The organism is Flavobacterium sp. 9AF (assembly GCF_902506265.1).
In the GTDB taxonomy this organism is placed as follows: Bacteria; Bacteroidota; Bacteroidia; order Flavobacteriales; family Flavobacteriaceae; genus Flavobacterium.
Genome location: NZ_LR733627.1, coordinates 1 through 15,688 on the forward strand (window position 1 = coordinate 1; position 15,688 = coordinate 15,688).

A 15,688-nucleotide genomic window follows, 5' to 3' on the forward strand; every position below is an offset into this window, starting at 1 on the left:
ATATAATGGTTCTATGTACTTTTGTAATAACCCAGTTTTCTTTTATATCATCAAAATCAGTAGCCTTTAATTCAACTACATTTTTGAAATTGTATTTTTTAAATGTATTTAACCAATTTTCTTTAGAATCATTAATATTAATAGCAATAAAATTCAATGAAGGATATTTTTCCTGTAAATGAAATACTTTTTCATGAACAAATTTGATGTGAGATTCAGCATGTGTTGTCCAAAAGAAAATTACTGTTTCTTTATTTTGTATATAATCATTTAAAGAAACGGGTTGCGAATTCTTATCAATTAAATCAATTTTGGGTAATTTGTTACCAATTTTTAAATTTTGTACCGCATTATATATTTGAGTTACTTCTCTATGTTTTTCTTTATCTGAAGATAAAGCAATGTAACGGTCAATAAATTGTTTATTGTTATACATGTTTTGTTCTTCAATAAGATACATGTATGCTATATTATTTAAAACAATATTCTTAATTTTTTGATCTTTTAAAAGTGTATCAACAATGTTTAATTGTTTGATGTTTTTTTCTAAAGATTTATTCTGTAACTTACATTTTCCTTTTTCATAAGTAACATTGTTCAAAAATGCTGAAACATATTTAATAAAAGGAGAAAAACTACCAAGTTCTGGATTGTTTAAATTTAAATTCTTACGGTAAGCATAATAATTATCGGGTAATTTTGGACAAATATTTTCTCCCGTCTTATATTCATGTGCATAAGGATATAATTCTTTTTTATAAAAATAATGCATATCCACACCAGCTTGAGCAACGGCATCAAAATTATCAGACCAGTTGACTTCTGATTTTCTTTTTAAATAATAGGCTTTTCGATTTTTATAACTAGAATCTATTGCATTTGAATAGGTGTTTAAATCTTTATCTAAAATGTCATATAAATTAGAACGGTCACTTTCATTCTTTATATATAAATCAATTAAAAAATTATTTTTCTCATCTCCTCTTCCACAAAATGATAAAGAATTATCAAAGTCTAACGAATTTAAACGAATCATTAAACTATCATTTTTATCAAAATAAATATATTGAAATTCTGGAGAATGCTTAAAAGTGTATAAACCAGGTGCTAAAGAATCAAATTTATGAAGAAAACGGTTGTTTTTATCTAAATAAATCGTATCAAGTATAGCTTCATCCTTCATAAATAATACATAATTATCTTGAGGATTAATAATTTCGCCACCAAAATAAGCCACATAATTATCAGGTTGGAAAACTTTTTTACAAGAAAATAATGTAGATAAGGCAAGGATAGATAAGGGTAAAAAGTATTTAATATTTTTTTGAATCATTTATTAATTTACTAATTATTAGGAAACAAAATTAAAATTTCCTTGTTAAAGGTGCTGTTAATGATGCGTTAAAATAAATATAATATAACTTATAAATATATAGAATGCCAAAACTGCATATTTTTTTCTACTTTTGCAACAATTTTATAAAAAACAATAATAATGTTAACAGTTTCTAACTTATCGGTTCAATTTGGAAAACGTGTTTTGTTTGATGAAGTGAATGTTACTTTTACGCAAGGAAATTGCTATGGAATCATTGGTGCAAATGGTGCTGGTAAATCTACTTTTTTAAAAATTTTGTCAGGTGAAATTGACCCTACTTCAGGAAGAGTAATCCTTGAACCAGGAAAACGTATGTCTGTTTTAAATCAAAATCATAATATGTTTGATGAACATACTGTTTTGGAAACGGTTTTAATGGGAAATAAAGTATTACATGCCATAAAAACTGAAATGGATGCTTTGTACCTAGATTATACAGATGAAAATGCAGATAGAATAGGAGAGTTGCAATTGCAATTTGATGAAATGAATGGATGGAATGCGGATTCAGATGCTGGTGCCATGTTATCTAATTTAGGTATTTCTGCAGATTACCATTATACATTAATGAGTGAATTAGAAGGAAAACTAAAGGTACGTGTCCTATTAGCACAGGCTCTATTTGGAAATCCAGATGTTTTAATTATGGACGAACCTACCAACGATTTGGATTTTGAAACAATTGGTTGGTTAGAAAATTTCTTAGCCAATTATGAAAATACTGTTTTAGTAGTTTCTCACGACCGTCACTTTTTAGATGCAGTTTGTACGCATGTTTCTGATATCGATTTTGGAAAAATTAATCATTATTCAGGAAATTATACTTTTTGGTATGAATCAAGTCAGTTAGCCGCTAAACAAAAAGCGCAACAAAATAAGAAAGCGGAAGAGAAAAAAGCAGAATTAGAAGAATTTATACGTCGTTTTAGTGCAAACGTAGCGAAATCAAAACAAGCTACATCACGTAAGAAAATGATTGAAAAATTAAATTTAGATGAGATAAAACCTTCCAGTAGAAGGTATCCTGCTATCATTTTTGATCAAGAAAGAGAAGCAGGTGACCAAATTTTAAATGTACAAAATTTGAGTGCTTCCATCGATGGAGAAGTTTTATTTAGAAATGTAGATTTGAATATGGCAAAAGGGGATAAAATTGTTGTTTTTTCCAAAGATTCCAGAGCTACTACTGCTTTTTATGAAATTTTAAATGGAAACAAGAAAGCAGATGCTGGTACTTTTGATTGGGGTATAACAACTTCTCAATCGTATTTGCCAGCAGAAAACCACGATTTCTTTAAATCCGATCTAAATTTAGTTGATTGGTTACGTCAATGGGCTAAAACTGAAGAAGAAAGAGATGAAGTTTATGTGAGAGGTTTCCTAGGTAAAATGATTTTCTCAGGGGAAGAAGCTTTAAAAAAATGTAATGTTCTTTCTGGAGGTGAAAAAGTACGTTGTATGTTGTCTAGAATGATGATGTTAAGAGCCAATGTATTAATGTTAGACGAACCAACGAATCACTTGGATCTAGAATCGATTACTGCATTTAATAACTCATTGAAAAACTTTAAAGGATCCGTTTTATTCACTACTCATGATCACGAATTTGCACAAACGGTAGCCAATAGAGTTTTGGAAATAACGCCAAAAGGAGTGATAGATAGATATATGACATTTGATGAATATCTTGATGATCCTAAAATCAAAGAACAAAGAAAAACAATGTATGCTTAATAGAAAAATCCCGATGTCAAATCGGGATTTTTTATTTAATAACTATTTTATCTTTATTGGATTTTAAAAAAGTTTCTATAAATGTGGATGCAATGTTGTCTTCTTCATTAATTAAAAAATCATAATTTTTAAAAGCTATTTCTGTTGCTTCTTTTTGATAACTATTAAAAGCCATTCTCCAATTAGGATAAATTCGGTTAGATACTTTTCCTTCAAAAACTTTTATAATATTTCTATGTCGAGAATCTAACGATATCTTATGAAATAGATCTTTAATTTCTTGTTTCTTTCCTTCAATAATTTGCAATATGTTTCCATCAGAATACAACAATAAACCTGTAATTCCTTTGCTTTGGTTATTGGATTTCGATTTTTCTAAAATTTTATTTATTTCTTCGTTTGTAAACTTGGTTGTAGCAGAACTGAGGTAAATAATTCTATACATAAATTTACTGAGTTTCATTGCTATCTAAAGTTACGATTTTTTTTACATTTTTAAAAGTTTTTTTTTATCAAATTAAATTTGAGAATTTTATTGTAAATTTGCTTACCAAACAACACACTACAATCAATGAGTCAAAAAGTATTACTGACTGCAAAAGAAATTAATATTATTCTTCATCGTTTGGCTTGCCAACTTATCGAAAATCATCTCGATTTTTCTAATACAATTCTAATTGGAATTCAGCCAAGAGGTAAATTCTTAGCTGAGCGATTAACTCAAGTATTAAAACAAGAATACAATATATCTAATGTACAACTTGGATTTTTAGATATTACTTTTTTTAGAGACGACTTTAGAAGAGGAGAGAAACCATTAGAAGCTAATAAAACAGAAATCAATTTTTTGGTTGAAGATAAAAAAGTAGTTTTTATTGATGATGTTTTATATACTGGAAGAAGTATTCGTGCAGCATTAACGGCAATTCAATCTTTTGGAAGACCATCAGAAATTGAATTGCTTACCTTAATTGATAGACGTTTTAGCCGTCATTTGCCTATTCAACCTGATTACAGAGGAAGGCAAGTAGATGCTATTAACCATGAAAAAGTGGTAGTAAAATGGAAAGAGAATGATGGTGAAGATTTAGTATTATTAGAACAAAAAAAATAACAAAAACAACAACAACACAACACCCTAAATGAAAGAATTATCAGTAAATCATTTAATTGGAATTAAGTATATTAATAAAAATGATATTGATTTAATTTTTGAAACTGCAGATCAATTTAAAGAAGTTATCAATCGCCCGATAAAAAAAGTACCCTCTTTAAGAGATATCACCATTGCAAATATATTTTTTGAAAATAGCACACGTACAAAATTGTCTTTTGAATTAGCACAAAAAAGACTTTCTGCAGATGTAATCAGTTTTTCTGCAGCTCAATCCTCTGTAAAAAAAGGAGAAACGCTGATAGATACCGTAAATAATATTCTTGCGATGAAAGTCGATATGGTGGTTATGCGTCATAGTAGCCCTGGTGCAGCACATTTTTTATCTCAAAATGTAAAAGCAAGTATTGTAAATGCTGGAGATGGTGCTCACGAACATCCTACGCAAGCATTATTAGATAGTTATACTATTAGAGAAAGACTTGGTGAAGTTGCAGGAAAAAAAATAGTGATTGTAGGAGATATTTTGCATTCTAGAGTAGCTTTGTCAAACATTTTTGCCCTTCAGATGCAAGGAGCCGAAGTTAAAGTTTGTGGACCGAAAACATTAATCCCAAAATATATTGAAAGTTTAGGTGTAACTGTAGAACCTAACCTTAGAAAAGCTTTAGAATGGGCCGATGTAGCTAATATGTTACGCGTGCAAAATGAGCGACTAGATGTAAATTACTTTCCTTCAACAAGAGAATATGCCCAACAATACGGTGTTTCAAAAGATTTTCTAGATTCTTTAAATAAAGAAGTTGTTATAATGCATCCAGGTCCTATTAATAGAGGAGTTGAAATTACTTCAGATGTTGCTGATTCTCAACAATCAGTCATATTAAACCAAGTTGAGAATGGTGTAGCTATTCGAATGGCAGTTATTTATTTATTAGCTAGTAAAATGAAACAATAGATGAAATTTATTTTTTCTTTAATTTTTTTTATTATCCCTATACATTCTATTTTTTCATGTATAAATGGGGAAACTAAAATATTGAAGAATGGAATTTATTTATATTATGTAGATTATTATTCAAATTCGATTCCAAAAGGTTTTCAATTTTATAATATTGATCTAGATAAGACAAAAGAACAGTTACAAGCTGAATTTACCAAAACAAAAAATTTAGATTATTTATCAGATATAGGACTGATACTTATTCTTCAAAGAAAATATAATGAAGCTTTAAACTTGTATTTAGATATCGAAAAAAAAGAACCAAATAGATATTCTACTGCTTCAAATTTAGGAACTCTATATGAATTATTAGGAAAAGATCAACAAGCATTAGAATGGATACAAAAATCGTATCAAATTAACCCTGCTTCGCACACGAATTCTGAATGGATACATATTAATATTTTAAAATCTAAAATTAAAGTCACTTCAGAAGGACAAGAAATAGCTAGTAATTCGTTGATTAATACAAATTTTGGTGTAGATGACTATCCAGAAACGACTCTACAAAAAACGGAACTTAGTGATTTAAAAAATCAAATATATTACCAATTAAATGAAAGAATTTCTTTTATAAAGCCTAAAGATAAAGTGGTGGCAACACTTTTATATGATTTAGCTAACATACATTTCTTATTAAAAAGTGAACCAAAAATTTATCTAAAATTATACCAGATGGCTGAAAAATATGGTTATAATAAAATGATTATAAAAAACAGATTGTCTGTTATTAATGGAAATATTTTAAAAAAGGAAGTAAGTAATACTAAGAATACTTTTAAAATTACGGATTACAAAAACACTTTTTTCTTGATTTTAGCTTTATTTTTAGTTTTATTTCTTATTTTTAAATTGAAAAAATAATTTTGCAAAAGCAGTATTCAATACTAATTTATGAAAGTAGATAAAAAAGGACACACAACCATTTTAAAAGAAACTAGAGGAGACGTAAAAGCATTTATTGAAAATGTTTCTACTCAATATGCTACATTTAAAGATCAAAACTTGATTATCGATGTTTCTCATGATAAAAATGTGGGTATTCAAGATATAATAAATTTTAAAGATTTGGCTACTAGACATCTTAAATCGAAAAAATCCTTTGTTATTGTGAGTGATAATGTAGAATTTAATGAAATTCCCGATGAATTAATAGTTGTTCCCTCTATCTTAGAAGCACACGATATTATAGAAATGGAAGAAATTGAACGCGACTTAGGATTCTAAATTATGGATTTTTATAAAAATAATATTGGAATAAACAAGGTAAGAATAGGAGTAATTATTGCATCTGTATTTTTGCTAGCGATTAATATTTATCTTTCTATATCTGAAAATGAAATCAAATATTTAGCCATTATTGCTAATTTGTTACTTATTTTAGGTATGTTTATGTCCATAAAAAATAGTAAGAAACAAAATTCTTAATTTTAAATGCTAATTTGAAACTAACTATCTTAGGCTGTTATGCAGCAACTCCTAGAACAATTACTAATCCTACTTCTCAGGTTTTAGAAATAAAAAATCAAATGTTTTTAATAGATTGTGGTGAAGGAACTCAGGTACAATTACGAAAACATAAAATCAAATTCTCTCGTATTAATCATATTTTTATTTCTCATTTGCACGGCGATCATTTTTACGGTCTTATTGGATTAATTTCAACTTTTATGCTTCTCAATAGAGAAAACGATTTGCACGTTTATGGTCCTAAAGGAATAAAAGAGTTAATCCTAATGCAATTGAAAGCTTCGGGTTCTTATACAGGATATAATTTATATTTTCACGAACTCCATTCTAATGAAAGTGAAATAATTTTTGAAGATGAAAAAGTCATTGTAAAAACAATACCATTACAACATAGAGTGTATACCAATGGCTATCTTTTTAAAGAAAAAAATACACAACGAAAATTAAATATTGAAGCTGTAGAAAGACACAAAATAGACAGCTGCTATTTCCAAAAAATTAAATCGGGTGGAGATATTACCTTAGAAGATGGATCTATAATTAAAAATAATGAGTTAACTTTTGATCCAGATAAAGAAAAAAGTTATGCCTTTTGTAGTGATACCGTTTATAATGAATCCATTTTACCTATCATTAATGAAGTAGATGCATTATATCACGAATCTACTTTTTTAGAGTCAGAAGCACATTTAGCTGAAAAAACAATGCATACTACAGCAAAACAAGCAGCAAAAATTGCTAAAGAGGCCAATGTTAAGAACTTAATAATGGGACATTATTCTACCAGATATGGTAATATAAATTTGTTTAAAGAAGAAGCTCAAACTATTTTTAATAACGTAATCCTAGCCGATGATGGAAAAGAAATCGAACTCTGAAACCTATCTAACAAAAATTATACGATTCTTATTTAATTTCTTTACTAAAAAGAAAAAATAATAAGAAGCGATTATTTTGTGCACTCTTGCCAACGTATTTCCTGCTGTACGTTGCAATCTTTTTTTGAAAAAAATAGAGGTAAAACATATTTTTCCATCAAAAAAAGGATTTTCACTGCCATCAGGGCTAATTTATCACTATTTTAATTCTTGTTTACTCACATATTTGCTCACATATTGGTAACTTTGTGCTTAAATTTAATAAAAATGTCAGATTTAAGTAATTATAGAAAATCTTACGAAAAGAGCGAACTTCTAGAAACTAATCTTCCTGAAGATCCTATTAACCTTTTTAATAAATGGTTTCATGAAGTAGAAGATTTTGGAGGAGTTGATGAAGTGAATGCTATGACAGTTGCTACCATTGGTTTAGATGGTTTTCCAAAGAGTAGAGTAGTACTTCTAAAAAAATTTAATGAAGAAGGTTTTATTTTTTATACCAATTATAATTCGGAAAAGGGAAGAGCAATTTTACAAAATCCTAATGTATGCCTTTCTTTTTTTTGGCATTCTATGGAAAGACAGGTTATTGTAAAAGGAGTTGCTGAAAAGACAAATGAAAATATATCAGATAATTATTTCGCTTCTAGGCCTGTAGGCAGTCAATTAGGAGCATTAGTTTCTAATCAAAGCGAAATTATTCCCAATAGAGAATTCTTAGAAGATAAATTAAAAGTTTTAGAAGAAGAATATCAAAACAAAGAAGTATTAAGACCAAATTTTTGGGGTGGTTTTTTAGTGCGACCAGTTGAAGTTGAATTTTGGCAAGGTCGTCCCAATCGTTTGCATGATCGTATTAGATACAAAATGTCAGAAAATTACTACTGGAATATTGATAGATTATCACCATAAAGTGTTAAAATAAAAAAAAATGTTAAAATTTAGTGTATTTCATCGATTTTATTTGTAGTTAACCGATTTAGTTGTATCTTTGACATGTAATTAAATGATAAAACATTTGGTTACAATGAAAAAGAAATTCGATTTATACCTTTTTGCCCCAAATCGTATAAATTCAGTATAAAAGATATTTATATAATAGTATATAAATTTTTCATGTTTGTTTATTTGTTTGTTAAAAAGGCATTACAACCGCCAACGTAATGCCTTTTTTATTGTATTTTAGTTACAATAAATTCACTCCTTCTGTTTTTTTGATGATCTTCCTCACTACAATAAATCCCATCAGCACATTCATTTACTAGTCGTGTTTCTCCAAAACCTTCACATGTAAGCCTTTCTCTCTCGATGCCACTAATTACCATAAAGTCAAGTGTTGATTTTGATCTTCTTCCAGAAAGTATTACATTATATGCATGAGTTTCTCTACTATCTGTATGAGATTGAATAGCAATATGCATATTAGGATATTCTTTCATTACTTCTATAACTTTTTGAATATCTCTTGCCGCATCGGGTCGTATATTCCATTTGTCTAAGTCAAAATAGATAATACTAATGTCAAATACTTTGGCTAAATCTGTACCAATTTCAAATGGAAATATTTTTCTATCTAATTTTAAATCAATAGTTGTATTTGAAAAAATAGGATTAATTGGTATTTCTAATGTTTCAAAATCTTTATTTTGAGTACGAATAAAATATTTTGTATTACAATCAACATTTATTGTGTATTTTCCTTCTTCATTTGTCGTAATAGTATCCATTACGGTTCCATTTTCATCAAAAATATAAAGATGCGTATCAGTTAAAATTTCATTAGTTTTATTATCAGTAACTAATCCAGAAATATTTTTTTTACAAATTTTAAAATGATAAATATCGTCAAACCCTAAGCCACCTTCTCTATTAGAAGTAAAATATCCAGATTGCATGTCTTTTGTAATTAAACTAAAATCATCTTTATTGCTATTTATGGGTTTCCCCATATTAATAGGCATTAGAAAAGTATCTTTTTCTTTTTTTGCTTCAAAAATATCTAAACCACCTAGACCTAAGTGTCCGTCTGATGCAAAAAATAAACTATCATCTGGTCCTACAAAAGGAAAAGTTTCTCTTCCAGGTGTGTTAATTATAGGGCCTAAATTTTCTGGTTTTCCATACTGATTATTCCCTTTGATAGCTACTTTAAAAATATCGGCTCCACCAAGTGTTCCTGGTCTATCAGAAACAAAATACAATGTTTTTTCATCTTCACTCAAAGCAGGATGAGCCGTACTGTAATGGTTACTATTAAATGGAAGCTCTTTTATATTTGTCCATTTTTCATTGACTAAATTGGCTTTGTAAATTTTAAGTAATGTCGTTCTATTTTTGTCCATTCCTTTATCTCTTCCTTTTTTGCCTTCTAAGAAATTATTTCTTGTGAAATACATTGTTTTGCCATCTTTTGTAAAAACAGCAGAAGCTTCGTTAAATTTAGTATTAATAAAGGGTGAAAAATTTTCTGGATCCGAAAAAATGCTATCATTTATCACGTTTGCTACATAAAAATCGGTAAAGTTCTGATTGGTCCATTCATGTGTTTTTTGTACCAAAGCCAAATCGGGTCGAGAAGAAGTAAAAACAATTTTTTCCTTAAAATAGGAAGGATTAAAATCATAATAAGTAGTATTAATTGTCGTCGTTTCTAAGACATAATTCTTTGTTTTTTCAAATAATTCTTTACTATTATGATTGTTTTCTAAGAGAGATTTATTGGTATTCTTGTTGTATAATTCTAAGTACTTTGTTGCTTCATCATATTTTTCAATAGCTTTTAAACTTTGATAGAAACGATAGTAATATTCGGATGGATTTTCTGCTTGTAATTCGAAGAGTTTTTTATACCATTTTGCAGCTTGGTTAAAATCGCTATTAAAGTAATAGGAATTACCTAATTTTTGATATATATCTGCAGATTGGTATCCTTTTTCAGCTACTCTTTCATAAATTTTTATTGCATCTATATAAGCATATTTATTGTATTTTTTATCTGCTATTGCCATGCTATTTTTTTGTGAAAAACAAAAAGAATAACATAAGCAACAAATAATAAGTATTATTTTTTTCATATGCTCTTTTTTAAAAAAATCGTGGTGAAGTAATTCTATTTGTAGTATTAAATTCATATCTCAAAAAGATTTCATGTGAACCCGAGTTGTAATTACTTAAATGAGTTGTTTCTTTATCATAACCATAACCAATAAACCAAGATTTAGAAATTTGAAACCCTACTAATCCACTAAGAGCGGTATCCCATCTATAAGATGCGCCTAAAGTAAGTTTATTATTTATTAATATAGTACTGGTAAGGTCTAATTGCAAAGGAGCACCTTCTACCACTTTTGTTAAAAAAGCAGGTTTAAAATCAATTTGTTCATTCAAATGAAATACATGACCACCCATTAGATAGAAATGCATTTTGTCTTTAAAAATTTCTACCGTATTATCATTATAAGAATAGGTTTCAAATAGATTAGGAATTGATGCTCCTAAATAAGTATCTTCTGAAAAAAAATACAAGCCAGTGCCTAGATTAGGAGAAAATTCATTTTTTAAATTTTGAAATTGTGGATCATTTTGGTGGTAAATATTCAGTTTATCAATATTTAAATTAAACAGATTGGCAGTCGCTTTTAAACCTAAAGAAAGTTGGAATGTTTCATTTAAGGCAATGAAATAAGCAAGGTTAGTAGTAATCGAACTTTTTTCAGTTGGCCCTATTCGATCGTTGACAAAAGTAATTCCCAAACCAAAATTGCTAACACTAATTGGAGAATGTATTGCAAAATTATTGGTCACAGGAGCACCTTCTAAGCCTACCCATTGGTTTCTATGGAGTAAGAAAACACTTAAAATATCTCTGCTACCAGCATATGCAGGATTTATAACCATAGGGTTATACATATATTGCGTATATTGAGAATCCTGCTGAGCAGTAACAACTTGAAAAAAGGTAATAATAAAAAGAAAGAATAATCTTTTTTTCATAGATAAAAGAATATATGAATCTTATTAAAATTAAATAGACTAAGTATAAAAATAATATTTAAAATCCACATTATGAGATTTGTATATATTTATTTTAAAATTAATATTTGGTTTTAGCTATTTATATGAATATATGTCAAAAAACAAGCTACTGTAAATATTATTCATAAAGGGTTAATTTTTTTAACGAAAAGCTAGTTTTTATCAAAAAAAAGCACTTACTTTATAAGACTAAACTACAGATTATGAAAAGATTAATCCTTATCCGTCATTCAAAATCCAGTTGGGATTTACCTTTAAATGATATAGATAGACCTTTGTCTAAAAGAGGCATTCAAAATGCTCATTTAATTTCTTCAAATATTCAGGCCTATTTACCTAAATCATTTATTGTATGGTCTAGTAGTGCGAAAAGAGCCAGAGAATCAGCGATGATATATTCACAAAATTTAACAATTCCATTTGAAACTGTGATAATTAAAGATGAACTTTATACTTTCGATGAAAGAAGGTTAGAAGAAATCATAAAAAAATGTGAAAATCACTATGATAACTTAATTCTTTTCGGACATAATGAAGCTATTACAAATTTTGTTAATAAATTTGGGAACCTTTTAATAGATAATGTACCTACATCTGGATTTGTCTCCATGCAATTTAATATTGATGATTGGAAATATCTAAAAAAAGGAGAAACAATTAAAACCGTTTTCCCAAGTCATTACAAAAATGAACAATATACAGCAAAGCAAATACATTGATAGAGAAAAGAGTTGGTTAACATTTAACGCAAGAGTATTACAAGAAGCCGCAGATGAATCTGTACCTTTATTAGATCGTTTGCGTTTTTTAGGAATTTTTTCAAATAATTTAGACGAGTTTTTTAGAGTGCGTTATGCGGCAATTCGAAGAATGCGCTTTGAAAATGTTGATAGTGAAAAAATTCTAGGAGGAATTTCTGCTGAATGTTTATTAAAAGAAATTACAGAAATAGTAATCGATCATCAGTCTGAAAGCTTACGTATTTTAAGTGAAATTGAGCAAAAGCTGGAGAAAGAAAATATTTTCATCTTAAACGAAAAACAGATTTCAAAAGATCAAGAACTTTTTATTAGAGATTATTTTATACAAACGGTTAGTCCAGCTATTGTGACTATCATGTTAAACGATTTAGATAAATTTCCTTTATTAAAGGATACTTCGGGTTATTTAGCTATTAAATTAGTAATGAATACACAAGAAGAATCAAATCTTGAAGAAAAAGTACGCTATGCTGTTGTAGAAATTCCAAGTACTATTAATCGATTTGTTGTTTTACCTACAAATTCGGAAAAACAATATATTATTCTTTTAGATGATGTTATTCGCTTAAACTTAAATTATATTTTTAATATTTTTAATTATAAAAGCATTTCTGCTCATATGATTAAAATTACACGTGACGCTCAATTAGAATTTGATAGTGATTTAAGTAAGAGTTTTATAGAGAAAGTTTCAGATAGTGTAAAAGAAAGAAGAGTAGGAGAACCAGTGCGTTTTGTGTATGATCAAGCCATTGGAAAAGATACTTTAGCCTTTTTATTGGAACGCATGCATATTGATAGCTCAGATAGTATTATTCCTGGAGGAAGGTATCATAATCGAAGAGATTATATGAACTTTCCAAATCTAGGGCGTTACGATTTATTATACAAGAAAAATCCACCCGTATCTATACCTGGTTTAAATATAGAAGGTAGTATTTTAGAAAAGATTAAGCAAAAAGATTATCTATTAAATGCACCGTATCAATCTTTTTCATATATAATTAAATTTTTGAGAGAAGCCGCTTTAGATCCAAAAGTGGTTTCAATTAAAATTACATTATATCGATTAGCAAAAAACTCACAAATTATTAGTTCATTAATAAATGCAGCTAAAAATGGAAAAAAAGTAACGGTTCAAATAGAATTACAAGCTCGATTTGATGAAGCGAGTAATATTTCCTATGCAGAACAAATGCAAACCGAAGGCATACATCTTATTTTTGGAATTAAAGGATTAAAAGTGCATAGTAAAATATGCTACATTGAAAGAATCGAAGACTCGAAAATAAAACGATATGGATTCATTTCGACAGGTAATTTTAATGAAAATTCTGCTAAGATTTATACCGATGTTACTTTGTTTACATCTAATACATCAATTTTAAAAGACGTTTCTAAAGTTTTTGATTTCTTTGAAATTAATTATAAAGTACATCGCTACAAACATTTATTTGTTTCTCCTCATTATACAAGATCAAAATTTGTAAAACTAATAGATAGAGAAATTATGAATGCACTTTCAGGTAAAGAAGCTTATATAAAGTTGAAAATGAATAGTGTATCCGATTTCAAAATGATTGATAAATTGTATGAAGCAAGCAATGCTGGAGTTAAAATACAAATGATTATTAGAGGAATTTGTTGCCTTATTCCAGGTAAAAAAGGTCTCAGTGAAAATATAGAAGCCATAAGCATTGTAGATAATTATTTGGAACATTCTCGAGTATATATCTTTGGTAACAATAATGACCCCGAAATCTATATTTCTTCAGCCGATTTTATGACTAGAAATATTGATGCTAGAGTAGAAGTAACATGTCCTATCTATGATGAAGAAATCAAACAGGAATTAATTGAAACTTTTGATATAGGTTGGAAGGCTAATGTAAAAGCAAGATTACATTCTGAGAAGCTTAAAAATGAATATAGAAAAACAGAAGGAGAAAAACCCTTTAGAGCACAATTAGAAATGTATAATTATTACAATAAAAAATTAGAATCTTCTTCTGAAAAGATAAATAATACTAAAATTAAAGAATTGTAATTTTTTTACAAATAAAATAAAGAATGATTACATTAAAAAAATATGCTGCTATAGATATTGGATCTAATGCTATGCGTCTTTTAATTACCAATATTGTTGAAGAAGTAGGAAAACCTACTCAGTTTAACAAAAGTTCGTTAGTACGTGTCCCCATTCGTTTAGGACAAGAAGCCTTTACCGTGGGAGAAATTTCTGAAGAAAATATTGATCGAATGGTAGATGCGATGAAGGCATTTAAATTATTAATGAAAGTACATAAAGTGGAAAAATATAAAGCTTGTGCCACTTCAGCTATGCGTGAAGCCATTAATAATGATGATATTTTAGCTTTGATAAAGAAAAAAGCAGATATTAAAATTGAAATTATTGATGGTAAAAAAGAAGCTTCTATTATTGCCTCATCGGATTTAAAACAATTTATTCATTCAGATAAAACCTTTTTATATGTGGATGTAGGAGGTGGAAGTACCGAGTTTTCCATTTTTTCTGGAGGTAAAATTGTAGCATCAAAGTCATTTAAAAATGGAACTGTACGTTTACTAAACAACATGGTAAATGATATTGTTTGGACAGAAATTGAAAAATGGATAAAGACAATGACAGCTCCTTATGAAGAAATAACGATGATTGGTTCGGGTGGGAATATCAATAAATTGTTCAAATTATCCGAAAAACATCAAGAGAAACCCCTTTCTTATTTGTATATCAATTCACAATATCAAAAATTAAATAGTTTAACTTACGAACAGCGTATTTCCGAATTAGGTTTAAACCCCGATCGTGCCGACGTAATTATTCCAGCAACCCGCATTTATTTAAGTGCAATGAAATGGAGTGGTGCAAGGCAAATTTTTGTACCTAAAATAGGACTTTCAGATGGTATTGTGAAAGCCATGTATTATGGAAGGATTTAAATTTTATTTTCTTTTTTTACTCCTTTTTGGGTGTAAAGGTGCAGACGAAAATATAAATAGGCTAAATGAAATCAATATAGTTACTTTAAAAGACAAATATAATACCGCTTATGTATTGGAAAATAAGGAGTTGATAAGCTTCAAAAAAAATATAAATCAAATGGAAGCAATTAATCCAACCATTTTTCCAGATTGTTATTATTTTATATTTAAAACTGCAACTAATGAAACGATAGAAGTTAAAACGGATGGTAATCTTTTACTGCTTAATGATAAATATTATTATTCAAAGGATAATTTGATTACCAAATATTTTAATATTTTAGAAGAAAATTTTTGTAGTGATAGTAGACC

At 28.2% G+C, this 15,688-nt stretch carries 16 protein-coding genes; 12 read left to right on the top strand and 4 right to left on the bottom strand.

What is annotated here, in order from left to right:
• On the bottom strand, positions 1-1,333 hold a 1,333-nt coding region (locus HALO113_RS18810; RefSeq protein ID WP_159780686.1), incomplete at its 3' end, for a redoxin domain-containing protein.
• A gap of 162 nt (positions 1,334-1,495) precedes the next feature.
• Here HALO113_RS18810 and HALO113_RS18815 point away from each other — a divergent pair.
• The gene (locus HALO113_RS18815; RefSeq protein WP_159780687.1) at positions 1,496-3,112 is read left to right on the top strand and encodes an ABC-F family ATP-binding cassette domain-containing protein; all 1,617 of its coding nucleotides are present in this window, start codon (positions 1,496-1,498) and stop codon (positions 3,110-3,112) included.
• 31 nt (positions 3,113-3,143) lie between these two features.
• Here the strand turns inward: HALO113_RS18815 and HALO113_RS18820 are convergent, their stop codons facing one another.
• Positions 3,144-3,557, bottom strand: a complete 414-nt coding sequence (locus tag HALO113_RS18820; protein WP_159780688.1) for a BLUF domain-containing protein — start codon at positions 3,555-3,557, stop codon at positions 3,144-3,146.
• A 126-nt stretch (positions 3,558-3,683) separates the two neighbouring features.
• Between HALO113_RS18820 and pyrR the strand changes: the two genes are divergently transcribed.
• The 7 genes from pyrR (at position 3,684) to pdxH (ending at position 8,489) form a co-directional block, all read left to right on the top strand.
• Entirely contained in the window at positions 3,684-4,226 is a 543-nt protein-coding gene (gene pyrR, locus HALO113_RS18825) for a bifunctional pyr operon transcriptional regulator/uracil phosphoribosyltransferase PyrR (RefSeq protein WP_159780689.1), read from the top strand.
• A gap of 28 nt (positions 4,227-4,254) precedes the next feature.
• A complete protein-coding gene (locus HALO113_RS18830; RefSeq protein WP_159780690.1) occupies positions 4,255-5,184 on the top strand; it encodes an aspartate carbamoyltransferase catalytic subunit in 930 nt (309 codons plus the stop codon).
• Positions 5,185-6,093: a M48 family metallopeptidase gene (locus HALO113_RS18835; protein ID WP_159780691.1), complete on the top strand. Its 909-nt coding sequence runs from the start codon at positions 5,185-5,187 to the stop codon at positions 6,091-6,093. It begins immediately after the preceding gene.
• A gap of 30 nt (positions 6,094-6,123) precedes the next feature.
• Positions 6,124-6,456, top strand: coding sequence for a ribonuclease Z (locus HALO113_RS18840; protein ID WP_159780692.1), 333 nt, complete (start codon positions 6,124-6,126; stop codon positions 6,454-6,456).
• Positions 6,457-6,459: 3 nt separating this feature from the next.
• Entirely contained in the window at positions 6,460-6,657 is a 198-nt protein-coding gene (locus HALO113_RS18845; protein WP_159780693.1) for a hypothetical protein, read from the top strand.
• A gap of 14 nt (positions 6,658-6,671) precedes the next feature.
• Positions 6,672-7,577, top strand: coding sequence for a ribonuclease Z (locus HALO113_RS18850; protein WP_159780694.1), 906 nt, complete (start codon positions 6,672-6,674; stop codon positions 7,575-7,577).
• Positions 7,578-7,844: 267 nt separating this feature from the next.
• Positions 7,845-8,489 (top strand): pyridoxamine 5'-phosphate oxidase, encoded by a 645-nt coding sequence (pdxH, locus tag HALO113_RS18855; RefSeq protein WP_159780695.1) that lies wholly within the window; start codon positions 7,845-7,847, stop codon positions 8,487-8,489.
• A 260-nt stretch (positions 8,490-8,749) separates the two neighbouring features.
• Here pdxH and HALO113_RS18860 read toward each other — a convergent pair whose 3' ends face one another.
• Together HALO113_RS18860 and HALO113_RS18865 are read right to left on the bottom strand one after the other, a co-directional pair.
• Positions 8,750-10,585 (bottom strand): OmpA family protein, encoded by a 1,836-nt coding sequence (locus tag HALO113_RS18860; protein WP_236554816.1) that lies wholly within the window; start codon positions 10,583-10,585, stop codon positions 8,750-8,752.
• A 76-nt stretch (positions 10,586-10,661) separates the two neighbouring features.
• Positions 10,662-11,570 carry a type IX secretion system membrane protein PorP/SprF gene (locus HALO113_RS18865; protein ID WP_159780697.1) on the bottom strand — a complete coding sequence of 303 codons (909 nt, stop codon included), beginning with the start codon at positions 11,568-11,570 and terminating at the stop codon, positions 10,662-10,664.
• A 245-nt stretch (positions 11,571-11,815) separates the two neighbouring features.
• On the opposite strand from HALO113_RS18865, the gene HALO113_RS18870 reads away from it, so the two are divergent.
• The 4 genes from HALO113_RS18870 to HALO113_RS18885 all read left to right on the top strand — a co-directional run.
• Positions 11,816-12,331 carry a histidine phosphatase family protein gene (locus tag HALO113_RS18870; RefSeq protein ID WP_159780698.1) on the top strand — a complete coding sequence of 172 codons (516 nt, stop codon included), beginning with the start codon at positions 11,816-11,818 and terminating at the stop codon, positions 12,329-12,331.
• The gene (gene ppk1 / locus HALO113_RS18875) at positions 12,300-14,420 is read left to right on the top strand and encodes a polyphosphate kinase 1 (RefSeq protein ID WP_159780699.1); all 2,121 of its coding nucleotides are present in this window, start codon (positions 12,300-12,302) and stop codon (positions 14,418-14,420) included. Before HALO113_RS18870 ends, ppk1 begins: the two co-directional genes overlap by 32 nt.
• 23 nt (positions 14,421-14,443) lie before the next feature.
• Positions 14,444-15,334 (top strand): Ppx/GppA phosphatase family protein, encoded by an 891-nt coding sequence (locus HALO113_RS18880; RefSeq protein ID WP_159780700.1) that lies wholly within the window; start codon positions 14,444-14,446, stop codon positions 15,332-15,334.
• Positions 15,321-15,688, top strand: a 368-nt coding sequence (locus HALO113_RS18885; RefSeq protein ID WP_159780701.1) for a hypothetical protein, incomplete at its 3' end; no start/stop codon positions are given. The genes HALO113_RS18880 and HALO113_RS18885, both read left to right, overlap by 14 nt.

Excerpts from the sequence above, each read along its gene's own strand:
- HALO113_RS18815 (WP_159780687.1), top strand. The coding sequence starts at position 1,496 with ATGTTAACAGTTTCTAACTTATCGGTTCAATTTGGAAAACGTGTTTTG.
- HALO113_RS18820 (WP_159780688.1), bottom strand. The coding sequence starts at position 3,557 with ATGTATAGAATTATTTACCTCAGTTCTGCTACAACCAAGTTTACAAAC.
- pyrR (WP_159780689.1), top strand. The coding sequence starts at position 3,684 with ATGAGTCAAAAAGTATTACTGACTGCAAAAGAAATTAATATTATTCTT.
- HALO113_RS18830 (WP_159780690.1), top strand. The coding sequence starts at position 4,255 with ATGAAAGAATTATCAGTAAATCATTTAATTGGAATTAAGTATATTAAT.
- HALO113_RS18835 (WP_159780691.1), top strand. The coding sequence starts at position 5,185 with ATGAAATTTATTTTTTCTTTAATTTTTTTTATTATCCCTATACATTCT.
- HALO113_RS18840 (WP_159780692.1), top strand. The coding sequence starts at position 6,124 with ATGAAAGTAGATAAAAAAGGACACACAACCATTTTAAAAGAAACTAGA.
- HALO113_RS18845 (WP_159780693.1), top strand. The coding sequence starts at position 6,460 with ATGGATTTTTATAAAAATAATATTGGAATAAACAAGGTAAGAATAGGA.
- pdxH (WP_159780695.1), top strand. The coding sequence starts at position 7,845 with ATGTCAGATTTAAGTAATTATAGAAAATCTTACGAAAAGAGCGAACTT.
- HALO113_RS18860 (WP_236554816.1), bottom strand. The coding sequence starts at position 10,585 with ATGGCAATAGCAGATAAAAAATACAATAAATATGCTTATATAGATGCA.
- HALO113_RS18865 (WP_159780697.1), bottom strand. The coding sequence starts at position 11,570 with ATGAAAAAAAGATTATTCTTTCTTTTTATTATTACCTTTTTTCAAGTT.
- HALO113_RS18870 (WP_159780698.1), top strand. The coding sequence starts at position 11,816 with ATGAAAAGATTAATCCTTATCCGTCATTCAAAATCCAGTTGGGATTTA.
- ppk1 (WP_159780699.1), top strand. The coding sequence starts at position 12,300 with ATGAACAATATACAGCAAAGCAAATACATTGATAGAGAAAAGAGTTGG.
- HALO113_RS18880 (WP_159780700.1), top strand. The coding sequence starts at position 14,444 with ATGATTACATTAAAAAAATATGCTGCTATAGATATTGGATCTAATGCT.